Below are 18,564 nucleotides of genomic sequence, written 5' to 3' on the forward strand. Positions count from 1 at the left end.
CATTTCACCGCGCGTGCCGCTCAATTATCGAGAGGGTCGTAACGCCCTCCAGGAACGTCAGATGAATAACGAAGTGCTAACACCTGTCGCGATCAAGGATGCCCAGGCGGTTCCCGAAGAAATGGTACAGACCCCGCCGGACCTGCCGGAGGCTGCACAACCTGAAGCTGCGGCTCCAGCGCCTGCACCGGCCCCTGCGGTCACCATTCCAAGCCTGGACGACAGCAGCCTGTACATTCATCGCGAGCTTTCGCAACTGCAGTTCAACATCCGTGTGCTGGAGCAGGCACTGGACGAGTCCTACCCACTGCTCGAACGCCTGAAATTCCTGCTGATCTTCTCCAGCAACCTGGACGAGTTCTTCGAGATTCGCGTGGCAGGCCTTAAAAAGCAGATCACCTTCGCCCGTGAACAGGCCGGAGCTGACGGCCTGCAGCCGCACCAGGCCTTGGCGCGTATCAGCGAACTGGTGCACAGCGAGGTGGAGCGCCAGTATGCGATTCTCAACGACGTGCTGCTGCCGGAGCTGGAAAAGCACCAGATCCGCTTCATCCGCCGTCGCCACTGGAACACCAAGCTCAAGACCTGGGTGCGCCGTTTCTTCCGCGACGAGATCGCGCCGATCATCACCCCGATCGGCCTCGACCCGACGCACCCGTTCCCGCTGCTGGTCAACAAGAGCCTGAACTTCATCGTCGAGCTCGAGGGCGTCGATGCCTTTGGCCGTGACTCGGGCTTGGCCATCATCCCGGCGCCTCGCCTGCTGCCTCGGGTCATCCGTGTGCCGGAGGAAGTCGGTGGCAGCGGCGACAATTTCGTGTTCCTGTCGTCGATGATCCACGCCCACGCCGATGACCTGTTCCAGGGCATGAAGGTCAAGGGCTGCTACCAGTTCCGCCTGACCCGCAACGCGGACCTGGCGCTCGATTCCGAAGATGTCGAAGACTTGGCCCGCGCCTTGCGTGGAGAGCTGTTCTCGCGTCGTTATGGTGACGGCGTGCGCCTGGAAGTGGCCGACAATTGCCCGAAACACCTGTCCGACTACCTGCTCAAGCAGTTCAGCCTGAGCGAGAGCGAGCTGTACCAGGTCAACGGCCCGGTCAACCTGACCCGCCTGTTCAGCATCACCGGCCTGGACAGCCACCCGGAGCTGCAATACACGCCGTTCACCCCAGCTATTCCGAAGATCCTGCAAAATGCCGACAACATCTTCAGCGTGGTCGGCAAGCAGGACGTGTTGCTGATGCACCCGTTCGAATCCTTCACCCCGGTGGTCGACCTGCTGCGCCAGGCCGCCAAGGATCCGCATGTACTCGCCGTGCGCCAGACCTTGTACCGCAGTGGTGCCAACTCCGAGATCGTCGATGCGCTGGTGGACGCCGCGCGTAACGGCAAGGAAGTCACAGCAGTGATCGAGCTGCGTGCGCGTTTCGACGAAGAGTCCAACCTGCAGATGGCCAGCCGCCTGCAGGCCGCGGGTGCGGTGGTGATCTACGGCGTGGTCGGTTTCAAGACCCACGCCAAGATGATGCTGATCCTGCGCCGCGAGCAGGGTGAGATCGTGCGCTATGCCCACCTGGGCACCGGCAACTACCACGCCGGCAACGCCCGCCTGTACACCGACTATAGCCTGCTGACCTCCGACGACGCCCTGTGCGAGGACGTCGGCAAGCTGTTCAGCCAGCTGATCGGCATGGGCAAGACCCTGCGCATGAAGAAGCTGCTCCATGCACCCTTCACACTGAAGAAGGGCATGCTCGACATGATCGCGCGGGAAACGCAGTTCGCAGTCGAGGGCAAACCGGCGCACATCATCGCCAAGTTCAACTCGCTGACAGACGCCAAGGTGATCCGCGCGCTGTACAAGGCCAGCCAGGCCGGTGTGCGCATCGACCTGGTGGTGCGTGGCATGTGCTGCTTGCGCCCTGGCATCCCTGGGGTTTCGCACAACATCCAGGTGCGCTCGATTATCGGCCGCTTCCTGGAACACACGCGGGTGTTCTACTTCCTCAATGGCGGCGAGGAGCAGATGTTCCTGTCCAGCGCCGACTGGATGGAGCGCAACCTCGACAAGCGTGTCGAGACCTGCTTCCCGGTGGAGGGCAAGAAGTTGATCCTGCGGGTGAAGAAGGAACTCGAAGGCTACCTCACCGACAACACCCACGCGTGGATCCTGCAGCCGGACGGCCGCTATGTGCGCAGTACGCCGACCGGTAACCAGAACCCACGCAATGCCCAGGCGGCCTTGCTCGAGCGCTTGAGCAACCCGGTGCTGAACGTTCGATAGCGGGGGGCCGCGTTGCGGCCCTTTCGCGGCACAAGGCCGCTCCTACAGGGTGTTGCGTTCTCTGTAGGAGCGGCCTTGTGCCGCGAAAGGGGGCGAAGCCCCCCCTTGCTAATCTCAGGTCGAACTTAACGCACGCTAAGCACGAAGTTGACCCGCGCCAGCCACTGCGCCTCGTTGGCGAAGTCGGCCTGGGTCAGTTGGTTTTCTTCCAGCCAGCCGTCGGGGAACACCACTTCCAGGCTTTCCTCGCCAGCATGCAGCTCCACTTTCGGCATCTGCTGGTTGCCACGGATGTGGTGGAACAAGATGGCGAAGCGCAGCAGTACGCACAGGCGGATCAGCTGGATGCCTTCATCGCCGAATTCAGCGAACTTGTCTTTGGGAATGTTGCGCCGGTGGCCGCGCACCAGCAGGGCGAGCATCTGCTGGTCTTCGCGGGAGAAGCCGGCCAAGTCGGAGTGCTCGATCAGGTAGGCGCCGTGCTTGTGGTAGTGATAATGCGCGATATCCAGGCCTATTTCATGCACTTTGGCTGCCCAGCTCAGCAGATCGCGCCAGTTCCCTTCCTCGAGGTTCCATGCCTTGGCCACCTGGTCGAAGGCATGCAATGCCTTGCGCTCGACCCGTGCCGCCTGGCCGTTGTCCACGTGGTAGCGTTCCATCAGCGAGTTCAAGGTGCGTTCGCGCACGTCCTCGTGGTGATGGCGACCCAGCAGGTCATACAGCACACCTTCGCGCAGAGCGCCGTCGCAGTGGTCCATGCGCTGCAGTTCCAAGGCATCGAAGATAGCCTCGAGGATCGCGAGGCCTGCCGGGAAGATGGCGCGGCGGTCCGGCTTGACGCCCTCGAAGTCGATCTTGTCGGTTTCGCCCAGCTTGAACAGCTTGCGCTTGAGCGCGGCCAGGCCGTCGGCGTTGACCTCGCCGTTGCCCATGCCGTTGGCCTTGATGGCCGCACCGATGGCGCGGATAGTGCCCGAAGAGCCAATGGCCTCGTCCCAGGTCAGGCGGTGCAGGGCATTCTCGATGCTCATCAGCTCCAGGCGCGCAGCAGTATAGGCCTGGGCGTAGCGCGCCGGGGTGATCTTGCCGTCGCGGAAATAGCGCTGGGTGAAGCTGACGCAGCCCATCTGCAGGCTCTCGCGCAGCAGTGGTTCGAAGCGTTGGCCGATGATGAACTCGGTGCTGCCGCCGCCGATGTCGGCGACCAGGCGCTTGCCGGGGGTGTCGGCCAGGGTATGGGAGACGCCCAGGTAGATCAGGCGCGCTTCCTCGCGGCCGGAAATCACTTCGACCGGGTGGCCGAGGATGGCTTCGGCGCGCTGGATGAATTCGTTGCGGTTGCGCGCTTCGCGCAGGGCGTTGGTGCCGACGATGCGCACGGCGCCCGCGGGCATGCCGTTGATCAGTTGGGCGAAGCGCTTGAGGCAGTCCAGGCCCCGTTGCATGGCTTCTTCGCTGAGCTGGCGTTCTTCGTTGATGCCGGCGGCCAGCTGCACTTTTTCCCCGAGCCGCTCGAGAATGCGGATTTCGCTGAGGTGGGCCTTGGCCACGACCATATGGAAGCTGTTGGAGCCAAGGTCGATGGCGGCGATCAGAGACAGGTTCTTCGCGGTGGTATGCGGCATGATCTCGATGTTCTCGGTCGATAACCCAGCAATCCTGCCATGATCCATGGCTGGCGCCAACGCATTACAATGCCGGGTCTTGATGCAGGGCAAGGTGCCACGTACTGCCAAGACATTGGTGTGTCTGCTTCGATACGCGGCGTCTTGCACAACTATAGTTACCCTCAATCGCCAACGACTTCCTGTAGGGCGTGGCTGCGGCTATGATGGGCAACGTTTTTTATTGCTTACGACCTTGGAGATTTCCATGAGCGACAAAATCAAACACGTCACCGACGCCAGCTTCGAAGCCGAGGTACTGCAGGCTCAAGGCCCGGTGCTGGTCGACTACTGGGCCGAATGGTGCGGCCCATGCAAGATGATCGCTCCGGTCCTGGACGACATCGCTGCCACCTACGAAGGCAAACTGACCGTCGCCAAGCTGAACATCGACGAAAACCAGGAAACTCCGGCCAAGCACGGCGTGCGCGGCATCCCGACGCTGATGCTGTTCAAGAACGGCAACGTCGAGGCGACCAAGGTCGGCGCCCTGTCCAAATCCCAGCTGGCCGCGTTCCTCGACGCCCACCTGTGATATGAAAAGGCCCCGCGAATGCGGGGCTTTTTTTGGCCTGAAGGATTTGTGGGAGTGGGTTTGCCCGACAATTCACTGTTGTTCCCGCAGCTGCCTTCGCAGGTAAACCCGCTCCCACAGGGCACGATTTACCCAGCCAAAACCACTAGACGTCGAAAAAAGCAAGTGTTACATTCGGCCTCGCACTGCTTCTCCAGTGCCCTCTGCACGCCGTCGCCGAAGCATCCCTAATTCGAATCAGTACGCGATCCTGTCGCCATCTTGCGGCGCGGCCTCATTAAGCCAACGCTTAATTTCTCCCTTCTTACATGATTACGTCACTCCCCTTATGAACCTGACAGAACTCAAGCAAAAGCCGATTACCGATCTGCTGGAAATGGCCGAACAGATGGGCATCGAAAACATGGCCCGTTCGCGCAAGCAGGACGTGATTTTCGCCCTGTTGAAGAAGCACGCGAAAAGCGGCGAAGAGATCTCGGGTGACGGCGTGCTGGAAATTCTCCAGGATGGTTTCGGTTTCCTGCGTTCGGCAGATGCGTCCTATCTGGCCGGCCCTGACGACATCTATGTCTCGCCCAGCCAGATCCGTCGCTTCAACCTGCGCACCGGCGACACCATCGTCGGCAAGATCCGCCCGCCGAAGGAAGGGGAGCGTTACTTCGCCCTGCTGAAGGTCGACACCATCAACTTCGACCGTCCGGAAAACGCGAAGAACAAGATCCTGTTCGAAAACCTGACGCCGCTGTTCCCCAACGAGCGTCTGAAGATGGAGGCCGGCAACGGCTCCACCGAAGACCTCACCGGCCGCGTCATCGACCTGTGCGCCCCGATCGGCAAGGGCCAGCGTGGCCTGATCGTCGCCCCGCCGAAGGCGGGCAAGACCATCATGCTGCAGAACATCGCTGCCAACATCACCCGTAACAACCCCGAGTGCCACCTGATCGTCCTGCTGATCGACGAGCGCCCGGAAGAAGTGACCGAGATGCAACGCACCGTGCGTGGCGAAGTGGTCGCTTCCACCTTCGACGAGCCGCCGACCCGCCACGTGCAGGTAGCCGAGATGGTCATCGAGAAGGCCAAGCGCCTGGTCGAGCACAAGAAGGACGTGGTCATCCTGCTCGACTCCATCACCCGTCTGGCCCGTGCCTACAACACCGTGATCCCGAGCTCCGGCAAAGTGCTGACCGGTGGTGTCGATGCCCATGCCCTGGAAAAGCCGAAGCGCTTCTTTGGTGCCGCCCGTAACATCGAGGAAGGCGGTTCGCTGACCATCATCGCCACCGCGTTGGTCGAAACCGGCTCGAAGATGGACGAGGTGATCTACGAAGAATTCAAGGGTACCGGCAACATGGAACTGCCGCTGGACCGCCGCATCGCCGAGAAGCGCGTGTTCCCGGCCATCAACATCAACAAGTCCGGTACCCGCCGCGAAGAGCTGCTGACCGCCGACGACGAACTGCAGCGCATGTGGATCCTGCGCAAGCTGCTGCACCCGATGGACGAAGTCGCGGCCATCGAGTTCCTGGTCGACAAGCTCAAGCAGACCAAGACCAACGACGAGTTCTTCCTGTCGATGAAGCGCAAGTAAGCGTTTCTAGCTGGAATTGATTGGGGCTGCTTTGCAACCCATCGCGGGACAAGCCCGCTCCTACAGGTATCACACCGATCCTGTAGGAGCGGGCTTGTCCCGCGTTGGGGCGCGAAGCGGCCCCGATTCATTTTCGCCCCAACAAAACGCCGAACGGCGCTACACTCAGCACCCCCGACCGATACGGCCAACCACGAGGCACATGCATGCAGTATCGCGACTTGCGCGACTTCATCCGTGGCCTGGAACAGCGCGGTGAACTCAAGCGCATCCAGGTTCCGATCTCCCCTGTCCTGGAAATGACCGAAGTCTGCGACCGCACGCTGCGCGCCAAAGGCCCGGCGCTGCTGTTCGAAAAGCCCACCGGCTTCGACATGCCGGTGCTGGGCAACCTGTTCGGCACGCCGGAGCGCGTGGCTATGGGCATGGGGGCCGAGTCGGTCGACGAACTGCGTGAAATCGGCAAGCTGCTGGCCTTCCTCAAGGAGCCAGAGCCGCCGAAGGGTCTGAAGGACGCCTGGTCCAAGCTGCCGATCTTCAAGAAAGTCGTGTCGATGGCCCCGAAGGTGGTCAAGGATGCGGTGTGCCAGGAGGTGGTGGTCGAAGGCGAGGATGTCGACCTCACCCAACTGCCCATCCAGCACTGCTGGCCGGGCGACGTAGCGCCGCTGATCACCTGGGGGCTGACCGTCACCCGTGGCCCCAACAAGGACCGCCAGAACCTCGGCATCTACCGGCAACAGTTGATCGGCCGCAACAAGGTGATCATGCGTTGGCTGAGCCACCGGGGCGGTGCCCTGGACTACCGTGAATGGTGCGAAAAGCACCCCGGCCAACCGTTCCCGGTGGCCGTGGCCCTGGGCGCGGACCCGGCGACCATCCTCGGCGCCGTGACGCCGGTGCCGGATACGCTATCGGAATATGCCTTCGCCGGCCTGCTGCGCGGTAACCGCACCGAGCTGGTCAAGTGCCGGGGCAGCGACCTGCAGGTGCCGGCCACCGCCGAGATCATTCTCGAAGGCGTGATCCACCCGGGCGAAATGGCCCCGGAAGGCCCTTACGGCGACCATACCGGCTACTACAACGAAGTGGACAGCTTCCCGGTGTTCACCGTCGAGCGCATCACCCACCGCCAGAAGCCGATCTACCACAGCACTTACACCGGCCGTCCGCCGGATGAACCGGCGATCCTGGGCGTGGCGCTGAACGAAGTGTTCGTGCCGATCCTGCAGAAGCAGTTCCCGGAAATCGTCGACTTCTACCTGCCGCCGGAGGGGTGCTCGTACCGCATGGCGGTGGTGACCATGAAAAAGCAGTACCCGGGCCACGCCAAGCGCGTGATGCTGGGTGTCTGGTCGTTCCTGCGACAGTTCATGTACACCAAATTCGTTATCGTCACCGACGACGACATCAACGCCCGCGACTGGAACGACGTGATCTGGGCCATCACCACGCGCATGGACCCCAAGCGTGATACGGTGATGATCGACAACACGCCGATCGACTACCTGGACTTCGCGTCACCGGTATCGGGCCTGGGTTCGAAGATGGGCCTGGACGCTACGCACAAGTGGCCGGGCGAGACTACACGCGAATGGGGCCGTGCCATCGTCAAGGACGAGGCCGTCACCCGCCGTATCGATGAGCTGTGGGATCAGTTGGGAATAGATTGATGCAGGTAACCTTGCAGCCGTCCGGGGCGGTATTGGCAATCGAGCCCGGGGAGAGAATTCTGGACGCCGCGCGGCGCCTGGGCTACGACTGCCCGAACAGCTGCCGCAACGGCAATTGCCACGTCTGTGCCGCCTTGCTGGTGGAAGGGCGGGTGCGCCAGGAAGGTGAAGTGCGCGACCACGGCGAGCTGTTCACCTGCATCGCCGAGCCGCTGGAAGATTGCGTATTGCTCTGGGACGGCGTATTGGCCCTGGGCGAGCTGCCGGTGCGCAAGCTGGCCTGCACCGTGAGCGAATGCGTAGAGGTCGGTGGCGACGTCTGGCGTGTGCGCCTGCGTGCACCGGCAGGCAAGCCGCCCCGCTACCATGCTGGGCAATACCTGATGATCGAGCGCGACGGCGCCGACAAGGCCGCCTTCTCCCTGGCCTCGGCGCCCCATGGCGGGCGGGATCTGGAGCTGCACGTGCTGGCGCGGGAAAACAGCGCTCTGCAACTGCTGGCCCAATTGCAGCGCGACGGTGTCGCGCGCATCGAAATGCCGTTCGGCGACACTCATCTGGCTGAGCTGCCGGACGGGCCACTGGTGCTGATCGCCGCCGGTACCGGCATGGGCCAGATGCACAGCCTGGTCGAGCACTGCCGCGCCCAAGGGTTCAAGCATCCGGTGCACCTCTATTGGGGGGTGCGTCGGCCTGAGGATTTCTACCAGATCGAACACTGGGCCGAATGGCAACGCCTGCCCAACCTGTTCCTGCACAAAGTGGTGAGCGACCTGTGCAGTTGGGAGGGGCGCTGCGGGTTGCTGCATGAGGCGGTCTGCGAAGACATCGCCGACCTGAACCAGGTGCATGTCTATGCCAGTGGTTCGCCGAACATGGTCTACGCCACCCTAGATGCCCTGGTCGAGGCGGGCATGGACGCGCATCGCATGCGCGCCGATGTGTTTGCCTACGCCCCCCGAGGCTGAAAGTGCACGGCACACTGCAACGGTGTGCCGTTCTTTATAACTCGCGTTACCCCAAAGGATTATAAGGCGATTATTATTGCGGGCGCTGTTAATAACTTTCGCCCCCAACGGAACAATACCTGTCTATATTGATTTTCATGGCAGTCAAGTACGGGACGCAGGCTGTACAAGGGGCTTGAATGCGCGGTGCTTTCTGCCGTACGGTAAGTCCAGTGAAGCGCCATTACGTTACAGTGATGGCCTTCGGAAGTTTACGGGGAATCATGGCGGCAGCATCATGTCGACACTTGAAAGTTCGTCCTGGCAGGTAACTTATCCTCCTTCGCTGGATTTCGGCCAGCAACTGACCCGCGACCAATTGCACCATTCAATGAAACTGACCATGTCGCGCCATGAAGGTGGGCCGGTGTGGTTGTTCGCCTATGGGTCATTGATCTGGCGGCCAGAGTGCAATTCGGTCGAGCGTCAGCGGGCCCGAGTACATGGCTATCACCGAGGGTTGTATTTGTGGTCCCACGAGCACCGCGGCACACCGGAGTGTCCAGGGCTGGTGTTCGGGCTGGACCGAGGTGGTTCGTGCAGCGGCTTTGCCTACCGCCTGGATGAACGCAACCTGGACGATTCGTTGATGGCCCTGTGGCAGCGGGAGATGCCTTACCCCGCCTACCGACCGCACTGGCTCAGCTGCCGGTTGGGTGATGGCAGCAAGGTCCAGGCGCTGGGCTTCGTGTTGGAGCGTCACCTGCCGTGCTATGCGGGGAACCTGCCGGACACCCTGCTCAGCCAGATCCTGGCCAGCGCCAAAGGGCGCTATGGCAGCACCCGCGACTATGTCGAGCAGACACTAAATGCCTTGCGCAGCCACCAGATGCCGGATCGCAACCTAGAGGCGCGCTTCCACCGGTGCCATAACCTGCGTGAGGTATAGTCAGGCCTGGCGCAATCGCGGGGCAAGCCCGCACCCACAAAGGCTGCACCGCTTTTCTGTAGGAGCGGCCTTGTGCCGCGATGGGCTGCAAAGCAGCCCCGTGCCTAGCGAGCCACCACCACCAACTTGCCCACCGCCTGCCGCTGCGCCAACCGCTCGATGGCCGCCCCGGCCTCGGCCAGTGGATAGGTCTGCGACACCAGCGGCTTGAGCTTGCCCTCGGCATGCCAGGCAAACAACTGTCGGAAGTTGGCAGCATTGTCTTCAGGCTGGCGCTGGGCAAACGCACCCCAGAACACGCCAATCACCGCCGCGCCCTTGAGCAGTGTCAGGTTCACCGGCAATTGCGGTATGGTCCCGCTGGCAAACCCCACCACCAGCATCCGACCGTTCCACGCTAGGCCTCGTACCGCCTGCTCGAACAGTTCGCCACCGACTGGGTCGTAGACCACGTCCACGCCCTGGCCGCCGGTCAGGCGCTTGATTTCGTCGCGCAGGCTGGCCTGGCGGTAGTCGATCAGCTCATCGGCTCCTGCTGCTTTGGCTGCCGCGAGCTTTTCGGCGTTGCTGGCAGCGGCGATCACACGGGCGCCCATGGCCTTGCCGATCTCCACCGCCGCCAGGCCAACGCCTCCCGATGCACCCAGTACCAACAAAGTTTCCCCGGCCTTGAGCTGGCCACGTTGGGCCAGTGCGTGCATCGAGGTGCCGTAGGCCATGCCGAAGGCCGCAGCGGTGGTGAAATCCATGGTGGTGGGGATCGGCAACACATTGTAGAAGGGCACGGCCACCTGCTCGGCGAAGGCCCCCCAGCCGGTCAGGGCCATGACCCGGTCACCGATTTTGAAATCGCCTGCCTTCTCTCCGATTGCAGCCACCACGCCCGCAGCCTCGCCGCCTGGCGAGAAGGGCAGAGGCGGTTGGAACTGGTACTTGCCTTCGATGATCAAGGTGTCGGGGAAGTTGACGCCTGCGGCATGCACGTCCAGCACGATCTCGTTGCGCTTGGGGGTCGGGCTCGCCACCTCTTCCAGCACCAGGTCGCTCGCCGGGCCGAGGGTCTTGCACAACACTGCTTTCATCGGGGCTATTCCTTTGCGTGCGTTGGCCGATAAGTGTAGGAGGGGCGCAGGCCAGGTCAACGAGCATGGCCCGCCCTGATGGGGCGGCATAAGCCCGGGCTTGGGTTTGAGCGGTGTGCTGGGTAAGCTGGCGCCAATTGTATTGAGGAGCGAATTCGTGAAAGCGTGGATCTTGATGATGCTGGCCCTGCTGCTGCCGGCCATGGCGGTGGCCGAGGAAGGCAAGGACGGTGAGCCCAAGGTTTCCTACATCAACCTCAGCCCACCTTTCGTTGGCAACTACGCCCTTGATGGCGGCCCCAAGCTGCGCGTGTACAAGGCCGACGTGGCCTTGCGTGTGACCGGCGACGCTGCGGCTGCCGCGGTCAAGCACCACGAGCCGCTGATTCGCAACCAGCTGGTGGCACTGTTCACCCAGCAGGGGCTGGAGAACATGAGCAATGTCGAGGCCAAGGAGAAGCTGCGCCAGGAAGCGCTCAAGCAGGTGCAGCAGGTGATGGAGAGCGAGGAAGGCAAGCCGATCGTCGAAGACCTGTTGTTCAACAACCTGATCGTGCAGTGAATGGCTTCAGAGATTTGTGAGCCGTGCGATCGAGCGCCGCGTGGGCGGCGCTCGATCGAAAGCGCGGCGCAACACTCAAGCCAAACTCAGCGCGCCAGCGCAACAATCGCCGCCCACTGCTCGGCAGTCACCGGCATCACCGACAACCGGCTGCCCTTTTGCACCAGCGGCAATTCGGCAAGCGCGGCTTGTTGCTTGAGCAGCCCAAGCCCCAGTACCTGCTTGAACGTTTTCACGTGAGTGACGTCGACCGCGCTCCAAGGGTTCTTCTCGGCGTTGGCCTTGGCGTCGAAGTAGTGGCTTTCGGGATCCAGGGCGGTCGGGTCGGGGTAGGCCGCTGCGCTGATGCGGGCGATCCCGGCGATCCCGGGCTGTGGGCAGCTGGAGTGATAGAAGAAGAACTCGTCACCGACGTTCATGGCACGCAGGAAGTTGCGCGCCTGGTAGTTGCGCACCCCGTCCCAGCGCGCCTGGCCGAGGCGCGCCAGGGCATCGATGGAAAGCTCGTCGGGCTCGGATTTCATCAGCCAATAGGCCATGGAGACGGCTCCTGAAAAAATTTGAAATAACATGTTGCATGAAACCGACAGTCGGTTGACGTCAAGGTTTGCGTGTCGCCTCACGTTGTCGGAAAATGCGCCGATTTTAAAGCTCGACGCTCCGGCAGCACCAAGAAGGTTGCCGAGCCTGACTGTTTGCCTTAGGGGGGCATTCATCCATGAACCAACGCAAACCGGACTTGCTCTGGATCCTGGTCTTCATCTTCGGCCTGGGTGTCGTCACCACGGGCTATGCGCAGAGTTTCTGGGAGCGTAAGGCTGACGCTGCCTATCAGATGCCGGTCGAGCCTACCCAGCAGCAGCGCTGATTCCGTCGCTGGCACCGGTCAAGCCGGTGCCAGGTACCAACCGCGGTCCGAGACCGTCCCCTTGAGCGGTACATCCCAACTGGCCTGGGCCAGGCGTTCCACCTTCTGGCATTCGTGGGCAAGGCCCAGCAGCAGCGGTTTCTTCCACGCCTTGCGTCGTGCCTGGTAGGCCAGGCTGCGGTCATAGAAGCCGCCACCCATGCCCAGGCGCCCACCGATTTCATCGAAGCCGACCAATGGCAGCAGGATCAGGTCCAGCGACCAGATCGGCCGTTGGCGCTTGCGTTCGATCAGCGGCTCTGGAATGCGGAAACGGTTGGGCCGCAGCTTCTCGCCTTGCTCGAAGCGCTGGAAGACCATGCGCGTGCGTGGCCAGGCATGCAGCACCGGCAGATAGGTGCGCTTGCCGCGTCGCTGGGCTTCGCGCAGCAGCAGGCGCGGGTCTATCTCCCCGTCATTGGGAAGGTACAGGGCAATGTGCCGGGCGCGGCGAAACAGGGGGTGCTGGGCCAGCTGACGATACAGGCCGAGCGAAGCCTGGCGTTGCTGGGCAGGTGTCAGCGCGCGGCGGGCATTGCGAAGCAGGCGGCGGAGTTGAGGGCGGGTGAGCGGCGCGGTGTCGGTCATGGCACGTGCGTTCCCAGGTGTACCGGCCGCCATGGCGGCTAGACGAAATTGCCCGCCGGAGGAGGCGGGCAAGCAAGAATTCAGGCTCCCCGATGAAACCGCTATCGGTGTAGCCCTTGAACCCGAAAGTTCAAGGTGGAGATTGCAGGGGGCGTTAAGGCTTTCCGTCGGGCGGACATGCACACCGGCCCCAGCGTGCAACCCCCGTGGTTGTGCGTATCGGCTCAGGGACATAACCGACTGGCGCATCCCCCAGGGAGTGGCGCCAGTATACCAATCTCAGCCGATTTTGGTATCCGTGTCGTCGGACAGCGCCTGGTCGACTCGCTCCAGCAAGTCGCGCACCTGCTCGCGGGTGGTGCCGCTGGCGGCGACATCCGGGCGTTCCTGGCGGTGCAGCAGTTCGTGGGTGATGTTCAGCGCGGCCATGACGGCGATGCGGTCGGCGCCGATCACCTTGCCGCTGCTGCGGATCTCGCGCATCTTGCCATCCAGGTAGCGTGCGGCACTGATCAGGTTGTTGCGTTCTTCCGGCGGGCAGATGATCGAGTATTCCTTGTCGAGGATCTGGACGGTGACGCTATTGCTTGAACTCATGAGTCTTGCTCCAGGGCCTTGAGGCGTAAAATCATCGACTCGACCTTGCGCCTTGCGATCTCGTTCTTTTCGATGAGGTGGGCGCGCTCCTCGCGCCAGGATTTTTCCTGAGCTACTAGGAGTGCATTTTGGCGTTTTAGTTGCTCGACACGCTCGATGAGCGATTCGAATCGGCTCATCAGTGCCTGCAGGTCGTTCTCTGGCATGGGTTGCACTCGATTCGCTCCCTCGTTGACTGCCCGGCGATCATGCCTGTTCCGGGGGCGGTACGGCCAGTGCTGATGGTCTTGGCGCGCCTGCCGGTGCTAGGATACAAGGTCTTCATTCTAGTCATTGCGCCGCTTGGCGCCTAGCTGCCCATGCCCAATACCCAATCGCCCTACACCGCCTTCGCCTCGCTGCTCGCCAGCAACGGCCACCCTGTTTCCCCAGCCGAACTGCACGGCCTGCTGATCGGCCGCAGCTGCGCCGGCGCAGGTTTCGATGCCGACGCCTGGCTGGCCGATGCCGCCGGCGCGCTGGAAAACGAGCCTGAAGACAACGTGCGCGCCGCACTGATCGGCCTGCAGGAAATGGTCAAGGCCGAGCTCACCGGCGAAGATGTCGCCATCGTCCTGCTGCTGCCCAGCGACGAAGCCCCGCTCGCCGAGCGTGCCACTGCGCTGGGCCAATGGTGCCAGGGCTTCATCACCGGCTTCGGCCTGAACGCCGGTGGCAAGGACTTGTCCACCGATGCGAAGGAGGTGCTCCAGGACCTGGTGGCCATTTCGCAGGTCCAGGAAGCGCTGGAGGAGTCCGAAGACGGCGAGAGCGACTACATGGAAGTCATGGAGTACCTGCGTGTCGCGCCCCTGCTGCTGTACACGGAGCTGGCCAAGCCGGCCGCGCCCGCACCCAAGCCATCGCTGCACTGATATTCCGGGGGTTGTCGTGCCCATGAGCCGTATTCCGAAGGCCGAGTATGCCCGTCGGCGCAAGGCGCTGATGGCGCAGATGGTCCCCAACAGCATCGCCATCCTGCCCGCCGCCGCGGTTGCCATCCGCAACCGCGACGTCGAGCATGTGTATCGCCAGGACAGCGACTTCCAATACCTCAGCGGCTTCCCCGAGCCCGAGGCGGTGATCGCCCTGATTCCGGGGCGTGAACATGGCGAGTACGTGCTGTTCTGCCGCGAGCGCAACCCTGAGCGCGAACTGTGGGATGGCCTGCGTGCCGGCCAGGAAGGCGCGATCCGCGACTTTGGCGCGGACGATGCGTTTCCCATCACCGATATCGACGAGATCCTCCCGGGCCTGATCGAAGGCCGCGACCGGGTCTACACCGCCATGGGCAGCAACCCGGAATTCGATCGCCGCCTGATGGAATGGATCAACGTGATCCGCTCCAAGGCGCGCCTGGGCGCCCAGCCACCGAACGAGTTCGTTGCCCTGGATCATCTGCTGCACGACATGCGCCTGTATAAATCGGCGGCGGAGGTGAAGGTGATGCGCACGGCGGCGGAGATTTCCGCCCGCGCTCATGTGCGGGCCATGCAGGCCTGTCGAGCGGGCTTGCACGAATTCAGCCTGGAAGCCGAGCTCGACTACGAGTTCCGCAAGGGCGGCGCGAAGATGCCGGCCTATGGTTCGATCGTCGCGGCGGGGCGTAACGCCTGCATCCTGCATTACCAGCAGAACGATGCGCCGCTCAAGGATGGCGACCTGGTGTTGATCGACGCGGGCTGCGAGATCGATTGCTACGCCAGCGACATCACCCGCACCTTCCCGGTCAGCGGGCGTTTTTCGCCGGAGCAGAAGGCCATCTACGAGTTGGTGCTCAAGGCCCAGGCGGCCGCCTTCGCCGAGATCGCCCCGGGCAAGCACTGGAACCACGCCCACGAGGCGACCGTGCGGGTCATCACCGAAGGGCTGGTGGAACTGGGGCTGCTCAAGGGTGATGTGCAGGCCCTGATCGACAGCGAGGCCCACCGTGCGTTCTACATGCATCGCGCCGGCCATTGGCTGGGCATGGATGTGCACGATGTGGGCGAATACAAGGTCGGTGGCCAATGGCGCGTGCTCGAGCCGGGCATGGCGCTGACGGTCGAGCCGGGTATCTACATTGCAGCCGACAACCCGAACGTCGCGAAGAAATGGCGCGGCATCGGCGTACGAATCGAGGACGACGTAGTGGTGACCAGGCAAGGCTGTGAAATCCTGACCAACGGTGTGCCGCGCACGGTCGCCGAGATCGAGGCGCTGATGGCCGACGCCCGAAGGGACGTGGCATGAACCGGGTCAACCTGGCGATCGTCGGTGGCGGCCTGGTCGGCGCCAGCCTGGCTCTGGCTTTGCAGGCAGGCGCCAAGGCACGGGGCTGGAAGATCCTGCTGATCGAACCCTTCGCCCCGGGCGACAGCTTCCAGCCCAGTTACGACGCCCGCTCCTCCGCGCTGTCCTACGGCACCCGGCAGATCTACGAACAGCTTGGCCTGTGGCAGGTCATCAGCCGCCGCGCCGAGCCTATCAGCCAGATCCAGGTGTCCGACCGTGGTCGCTTCGGCGCCACCCGCCTGGATGCCATCGAGGAAGGTGTACCAGCCCTCGGTTACGTGGTGGAGAACGCCTGGCTCGGCCAATGCCTGTGGCAGGGCCTGGATACCGAGGTGGTGAGCTGGCGCTGCCCGGCCGAGGTCAAGGCCCTGCAGGCGATCGCCGGCGGCTATCGCCTGCAACTGGACGACGACACCAGCCTGGAGTGTGACCTGGTGGTGCTGGCCGACGGCGGCCGCTCCGGCCTGCGAGAGCAGTTGGGCATCCATGTGCGCCGTACACCCTACGAGCAGAGCGCGCTGATCGCCAACATCACCCCGGGCGAGGCCCACTGCGGCCAGGCCTTCGAACGTTTCACCGAGCAGGGCCCGATGGCGCTGCTACCCTTGCCGGAGAACCGCTGCGCGCTGGTCTGGACCCGTCAGGGGATGGATGCCCAGCGCCTGGCGGACATCGACGAACGCAGCTTCCTGCGCGAGCTGCAGGAAGCCTTCGGCTACCGCCTGGGCGCCCTGCGCCAGGTGGGCGCGCGGCATCTGTATCCGCTGGCGCTGGTCGAGGCCCAAGAGCAGGTACGCCCGCACCTGGTGGTGCTGGGCAACGCCGCCCATAGCCTGCACCCGATCGCCGGGCAAGGGTTCAACCTGTCCCTGCGTGACGTGCAGTCTCTGGCCGATGCCTTGCTGGCCGGGCCGCAGCAGCCCGGCGACCTGGCGACCCTGCAGGCCTATCACCAACGCCAACAGTTGGACCAGGCCCTGACCATCGGTTTCTCCGACCAGGTCACCCGGCTGTTCGGCAGCAGCCAGCCGCTACTGGCCGCCGGCCGCAACATCGGCTTGCTGGGGCTCGACCTGCTGCCGCCGGCCAAGCGCTGGTTCGCCCGCCAGGCCATGGGCTTGGGCACCCGACCCGATCCACGGGGGCGGGCATGAGCCACTCATCTCGACTGGCCCGCAGGGCGCGCCTGCTGCGCTGGGTATTGAATCTCTATCCGCCTTACCTGGGCGCAGGCATCCGGGTGCAGCACATCAGCCCGGACATGCGCAGCATCAAGGTGCGCATGAACCTGACCCGCTGGAACCGCAACTACGTCGGCACCCAGTTCGGCGGCAGCCTGTACTCGATGGTCGATCCGTTCTACATGTTGTTGCTGATCGAGCGGCTCGGGCGTGACTACATCGTCTGGGACAAGGCTGCCAGCATCGACTTCATCGCACCGGGCAAGGGCCCGGTATTCGCCGAGTTCCACGTCGATGACGCGTTGCTGGAAGACATTCGCCAGCAGACCGCCGGCGGCAAGAAGTACCTGCCCCGTTTGCAGGTCGATATCCGCGACGGTGCCGGCGAGCTGGTGGCGCGGGTCGATAAAACCCTTTATGTGCGGCTCAAGCCGCAAGCGAGGCAGGCGTAAGGCATGGAAATGCGCGCAGATCTGTTGATTGTCGGTGCCGGTATGGTCGGCAGCGCCCTGGCCCTGGCACTGCACCACAGCGGCCTGGAAATCCTCCTGCTCGATGGCGGCCCGCTGTCGGTAAGACCCTTCGATGCCCAGGCGCCTTTCGAACCGCGGGTCAGCGCCTTGTCCGCGGCCAGCCAGCGCATCCTCGAGCGCCTGGGGGCCTGGGAAGGCATCGCCGGTCGGCGTGTCTCGCCGTATTCGGACATGCACGTCTGGGACGGCAGCGGCACCGGGCAGATCCACTTCTCGGCGGCCAGCGTGCATGCTCAGGTGCTTGGCCATATCGTCGAGAACAGGGTGGTGCAAGACGGCCTGCTGGAGCGCTTGCACGACAGCGACGTGGGGCTGCTGCCCAATGCCCGGCTGGAGCAGATGCGCCGTTCCGGCGATGAGTGGCTGCTGACCCTGGCCGATGGCCGGCGCCTGCGCGCACCGCTGGTGGTGGCTGCCGACGGCGCCAACTCCGCGGTGCGCAAACTGACCGGCTGCGAAACCCGTGAGTGGGATTACCTGCACCACGCCATCGTCACCAGTGTGCGCTGCAGCCAGGCGCACCAGGCCACGGCCTGGCAGCGTTTCACCGATGAAGGGCCGTTGGCGTTCCTGCCGCTGGATCGTGGGGACGGGCAGGTATGGTGCTCGATCGTCTGGTCGACCACGCCGGAGCAGGCCGACAAGCTCATGGCGCTGGATGACGTGGCCTTCTGCGAAGCCTTGGGCCGCGCCTTCGAAGGGCGCCTGGGCGAGGTGCTGGGAGCCGACCCGCGGGTGTGTGTGCCGCTGCGCCAGCGTCATGCCAAGCGTTATGTCGACGAAGGGTTGGCGTTGATCGGCGATGCCGCCCATACCATCCATCCGCTGGCCGGGCAGGGCGTCAACCTGGGCTTCCTGGATGCCGCGGTGCTGGCCGAGGAGCTGGAGCGTGCCTGCGGGCGAGGTGAGCGGCTGGCGGATGTGAAGGTGCTGAGCCGCTTCGAGCGTCGGCGCATGCCGCACAACCTGGCATTGATGGCGGCGATGGAAGGCTTCGAGCGCCTGTTCCAGGCCAACCCGCTGCCGCTGCGCTGGTTGCGCAACAGCGGGCTGAAACTGGTGGAACAGGTGCCGGAGGCCAAGGCGCTGTTCGTGCGTCAGGCGCTGGGGCTTTCCGGGGACCTGCCTGAGTTGGCGAAGGCCTGAGGGCCCAAT

Annotated in this window: 19 protein-coding genes and 1 other RNA gene; 13 read left to right on the forward strand and 7 right to left on the reverse strand. The window is 63.5% G+C overall.

What is annotated here, in order from left to right:
* The first annotated feature begins 61 nt into the window (after nt 1-61).
* The gene (ppk1, locus tag AC1MHZ_RS15425; protein WP_084856580.1) at nt 62-2,287 is read left to right on the forward strand and encodes a polyphosphate kinase 1; all 2,226 of its coding nucleotides are present in this window, start codon (nt 62-64) and stop codon (nt 2,285-2,287) included.
* A 125-nt stretch (nt 2,288-2,412) separates the two neighbouring features.
* On the opposite strand, the gene ppx is transcribed toward ppk1, so the two are convergent.
* Nucleotides 2,413-3,915 (reverse strand): exopolyphosphatase, encoded by a 1,503-nt coding sequence (gene ppx / locus AC1MHZ_RS15430; RefSeq protein WP_084856626.1) that lies wholly within the window; start codon nt 3,913-3,915, stop codon nt 2,413-2,415.
* Between the two features lie 247 nt (nt 3,916-4,162).
* Here ppx and trxA point away from each other — a divergent pair, with 247 nt between their 5' ends.
* The 5 genes from trxA to AC1MHZ_RS15455 all read left to right on the forward strand — a co-directional run bounded on the left by trxA (nt 4,163) and on the right by AC1MHZ_RS15455 (nt 9,646).
* Complete coding sequence (gene trxA / locus AC1MHZ_RS15435) at nt 4,163-4,489, forward strand: thioredoxin TrxA (protein WP_056794137.1); 327 nt, start codon at nt 4,163-4,165, stop codon at nt 4,487-4,489.
* 328 nt (nt 4,490-4,817) lie between these two features.
* Entirely contained in the window at nt 4,818-6,077 is a 1,260-nt protein-coding gene (gene rho, locus AC1MHZ_RS15440) for a transcription termination factor Rho (RefSeq protein ID WP_043212134.1), read from the forward strand.
* A 206-nt stretch (nt 6,078-6,283) separates the two neighbouring features.
* A complete protein-coding gene (gene ubiD, locus AC1MHZ_RS15445) occupies nt 6,284-7,750 on the forward strand; it encodes a 4-hydroxy-3-polyprenylbenzoate decarboxylase (RefSeq protein WP_023382977.1) in 1,467 nt (488 codons plus the stop codon).
* Nucleotides 7,750-8,718: a CDP-6-deoxy-delta-3,4-glucoseen reductase gene (locus AC1MHZ_RS15450; protein ID WP_084856577.1), complete on the forward strand. Its 969-nt coding sequence runs from the start codon at nt 7,750-7,752 to the stop codon at nt 8,716-8,718. The genes ubiD and AC1MHZ_RS15450 overlap by 1 nt, the downstream gene beginning before the upstream one ends.
* A gap of 277 nt (nt 8,719-8,995) precedes the next feature.
* A complete protein-coding gene (locus tag AC1MHZ_RS15455) occupies nt 8,996-9,646 on the forward strand; it encodes a gamma-glutamylcyclotransferase (protein ID WP_084856575.1) in 651 nt (216 codons plus the stop codon).
* A 104-nt stretch (nt 9,647-9,750) separates the two neighbouring features.
* Here AC1MHZ_RS15455 and AC1MHZ_RS15460 read toward each other — a convergent pair whose 3' ends face one another.
* On the reverse strand, nt 9,751-10,728 hold the full coding sequence (locus AC1MHZ_RS15460) for an NADPH:quinone oxidoreductase family protein (protein ID WP_482966586.1): 978 nt from the start codon (nt 10,726-10,728) through the stop codon (nt 9,751-9,753).
* A 157-nt stretch (nt 10,729-10,885) separates the two neighbouring features.
* On the opposite strand from AC1MHZ_RS15460, the gene AC1MHZ_RS15465 reads away from it, so the two are divergent.
* Nucleotides 10,886-11,290: a flagellar basal body-associated protein FliL gene (locus AC1MHZ_RS15465; protein WP_084856572.1), complete on the forward strand. Its 405-nt coding sequence runs from the start codon at nt 10,886-10,888 to the stop codon at nt 11,288-11,290.
* An 86-nt stretch (nt 11,291-11,376) separates the two neighbouring features.
* On the opposite strand, the gene AC1MHZ_RS15470 is transcribed toward AC1MHZ_RS15465, so the two are convergent.
* Nucleotides 11,377-11,829, reverse strand: a complete 453-nt coding sequence (locus AC1MHZ_RS15470) for an EVE domain-containing protein (RefSeq protein ID WP_084856570.1) — start codon at nt 11,827-11,829, stop codon at nt 11,377-11,379.
* Nucleotides 11,830-12,008: 179 nt separating this feature from the next.
* On the opposite strand from AC1MHZ_RS15470, the gene AC1MHZ_RS15475 reads away from it, so the two are divergent.
* Complete coding sequence (locus AC1MHZ_RS15475; RefSeq protein ID WP_172403010.1) at nt 12,009-12,158, forward strand: hypothetical protein; 150 nt, start codon at nt 12,009-12,011, stop codon at nt 12,156-12,158.
* A gap of 18 nt (nt 12,159-12,176) precedes the next feature.
* Here the strand turns inward: AC1MHZ_RS15475 and AC1MHZ_RS15480 are convergent, their stop codons facing one another.
* From AC1MHZ_RS15480 to AC1MHZ_RS15495, 4 genes are all read right to left on the reverse strand, one after another.
* Nucleotides 12,177-12,785 carry a 5-formyltetrahydrofolate cyclo-ligase gene (locus AC1MHZ_RS15480; RefSeq protein ID WP_084856568.1) on the reverse strand — a complete coding sequence of 203 codons (609 nt, stop codon included), beginning with the start codon at nt 12,783-12,785 and terminating at the stop codon, nt 12,177-12,179.
* Nucleotides 12,786-12,867: 82 nt separating this feature from the next.
* A non-coding RNA gene (gene ssrS / locus AC1MHZ_RS15485) (6S RNA) lies at nt 12,868-13,047 on the reverse strand.
* 17 nt (nt 13,048-13,064) lie between these two features.
* Nucleotides 13,065-13,382 carry a cell division protein ZapA gene (locus AC1MHZ_RS15490; RefSeq protein WP_084856567.1) on the reverse strand — a complete coding sequence of 106 codons (318 nt, stop codon included), beginning with the start codon at nt 13,380-13,382 and terminating at the stop codon, nt 13,065-13,067.
* Nucleotides 13,379-13,588 carry a TIGR02449 family protein gene (locus AC1MHZ_RS15495; RefSeq protein WP_084856565.1) on the reverse strand — a complete coding sequence of 70 codons (210 nt, stop codon included), beginning with the start codon at nt 13,586-13,588 and terminating at the stop codon, nt 13,379-13,381. Before AC1MHZ_RS15495 ends, AC1MHZ_RS15490 begins: the two co-directional genes overlap by 4 nt.
* A 153-nt stretch (nt 13,589-13,741) precedes the next feature.
* Here AC1MHZ_RS15495 and AC1MHZ_RS15500 point away from each other — a divergent pair, with 153 nt between their 5' ends.
* The 5 genes from AC1MHZ_RS15500 to AC1MHZ_RS15520 are packed head-to-tail and all read left to right on the forward strand — an operon-like array spanning nt 13,742 to nt 18,555.
* On the forward strand, nt 13,742-14,296 hold the full coding sequence (locus AC1MHZ_RS15500; protein WP_084856563.1) for a YecA/YgfB family protein: 555 nt from the start codon (nt 13,742-13,744) through the stop codon (nt 14,294-14,296).
* A 22-nt stretch (nt 14,297-14,318) separates the two neighbouring features.
* Nucleotides 14,319-15,653 (forward strand): Xaa-Pro aminopeptidase, encoded by a 1,335-nt coding sequence (pepP, locus tag AC1MHZ_RS15505; RefSeq protein WP_084856562.1) that lies wholly within the window; start codon nt 14,319-14,321, stop codon nt 15,651-15,653.
* Nucleotides 15,650-16,849, forward strand: a complete 1,200-nt coding sequence (gene ubiH, locus AC1MHZ_RS15510) for a 2-octaprenyl-6-methoxyphenyl hydroxylase (protein WP_084856560.1) — start codon at nt 15,650-15,652, stop codon at nt 16,847-16,849. Before pepP ends, ubiH begins: the two co-directional genes overlap by 4 nt.
* Nucleotides 16,846-17,328 (forward strand): DUF4442 domain-containing protein, encoded by a 483-nt coding sequence (locus AC1MHZ_RS15515; protein ID WP_084856558.1) that lies wholly within the window; start codon nt 16,846-16,848, stop codon nt 17,326-17,328. The genes ubiH and AC1MHZ_RS15515 overlap by 4 nt, the downstream gene beginning before the upstream one ends.
* Before the next feature lie 9 nt (nt 17,329-17,337).
* Complete coding sequence (locus AC1MHZ_RS15520; protein WP_172403015.1) at nt 17,338-18,555, forward strand: 2-octaprenyl-3-methyl-6-methoxy-1,4-benzoquinol hydroxylase; 1,218 nt, start codon at nt 17,338-17,340, stop codon at nt 18,553-18,555.
* Nucleotides 18,556-18,564 lie beyond the last annotated feature (9 nt).

The sequence above is a fragment of the Pseudomonas sp. FA-1 genome (assembly GCF_056856075.1).

What these genes read in the sequence shown, in the direction of transcription:
- ppk1 (WP_084856580.1), top strand. Translation starts at nt 62, where the DNA reads ATGAATAACGAAGTGCTAACACCTGTCGCGATCAAGGATGCCCAGGCG.
- ppx (WP_084856626.1), bottom strand. Translation starts at nt 3,915, where the DNA reads ATGCCGCATACCACCGCGAAGAACCTGTCTCTGATCGCCGCCATCGAC.
- trxA (WP_056794137.1), top strand. Translation starts at nt 4,163, where the DNA reads ATGAGCGACAAAATCAAACACGTCACCGACGCCAGCTTCGAAGCCGAG.
- rho (WP_043212134.1), top strand. Translation starts at nt 4,818, where the DNA reads ATGAACCTGACAGAACTCAAGCAAAAGCCGATTACCGATCTGCTGGAA.
- ubiD (WP_023382977.1), top strand. Translation starts at nt 6,284, where the DNA reads ATGCAGTATCGCGACTTGCGCGACTTCATCCGTGGCCTGGAACAGCGC.
- AC1MHZ_RS15450 (WP_084856577.1), top strand. Translation starts at nt 7,750, where the DNA reads ATGCAGGTAACCTTGCAGCCGTCCGGGGCGGTATTGGCAATCGAGCCC.
- AC1MHZ_RS15455 (WP_084856575.1), top strand. Translation starts at nt 8,996, where the DNA reads ATGTCGACACTTGAAAGTTCGTCCTGGCAGGTAACTTATCCTCCTTCG.
- AC1MHZ_RS15460 (WP_482966586.1), bottom strand. Translation starts at nt 10,728, where the DNA reads ATGAAAGCAGTGTTGTGCAAGACCCTCGGCCCGGCGAGCGACCTGGTG.
- AC1MHZ_RS15470 (WP_084856570.1), bottom strand. Translation starts at nt 11,829, where the DNA reads ATGGCCTATTGGCTGATGAAATCCGAGCCCGACGAGCTTTCCATCGAT.
- AC1MHZ_RS15475 (WP_172403010.1), top strand. Translation starts at nt 12,009, where the DNA reads ATGAACCAACGCAAACCGGACTTGCTCTGGATCCTGGTCTTCATCTTC.
- AC1MHZ_RS15480 (WP_084856568.1), bottom strand. Translation starts at nt 12,785, where the DNA reads ATGACCGACACCGCGCCGCTCACCCGCCCTCAACTCCGCCGCCTGCTT.
- AC1MHZ_RS15490 (WP_084856567.1), bottom strand. Translation starts at nt 13,382, where the DNA reads ATGAGTTCAAGCAATAGCGTCACCGTCCAGATCCTCGACAAGGAATAC.
- AC1MHZ_RS15495 (WP_084856565.1), bottom strand. Translation starts at nt 13,588, where the DNA reads ATGCCAGAGAACGACCTGCAGGCACTGATGAGCCGATTCGAATCGCTC.
- AC1MHZ_RS15500 (WP_084856563.1), top strand. Translation starts at nt 13,742, where the DNA reads ATGCCCAATACCCAATCGCCCTACACCGCCTTCGCCTCGCTGCTCGCC.
- pepP (WP_084856562.1), top strand. Translation starts at nt 14,319, where the DNA reads ATGAGCCGTATTCCGAAGGCCGAGTATGCCCGTCGGCGCAAGGCGCTG.
- ubiH (WP_084856560.1), top strand. Translation starts at nt 15,650, where the DNA reads ATGAACCGGGTCAACCTGGCGATCGTCGGTGGCGGCCTGGTCGGCGCC.
- AC1MHZ_RS15515 (WP_084856558.1), top strand. Translation starts at nt 16,846, where the DNA reads ATGAGCCACTCATCTCGACTGGCCCGCAGGGCGCGCCTGCTGCGCTGG.
- AC1MHZ_RS15520 (WP_172403015.1), top strand. Translation starts at nt 17,338, where the DNA reads ATGCGCGCAGATCTGTTGATTGTCGGTGCCGGTATGGTCGGCAGCGCC.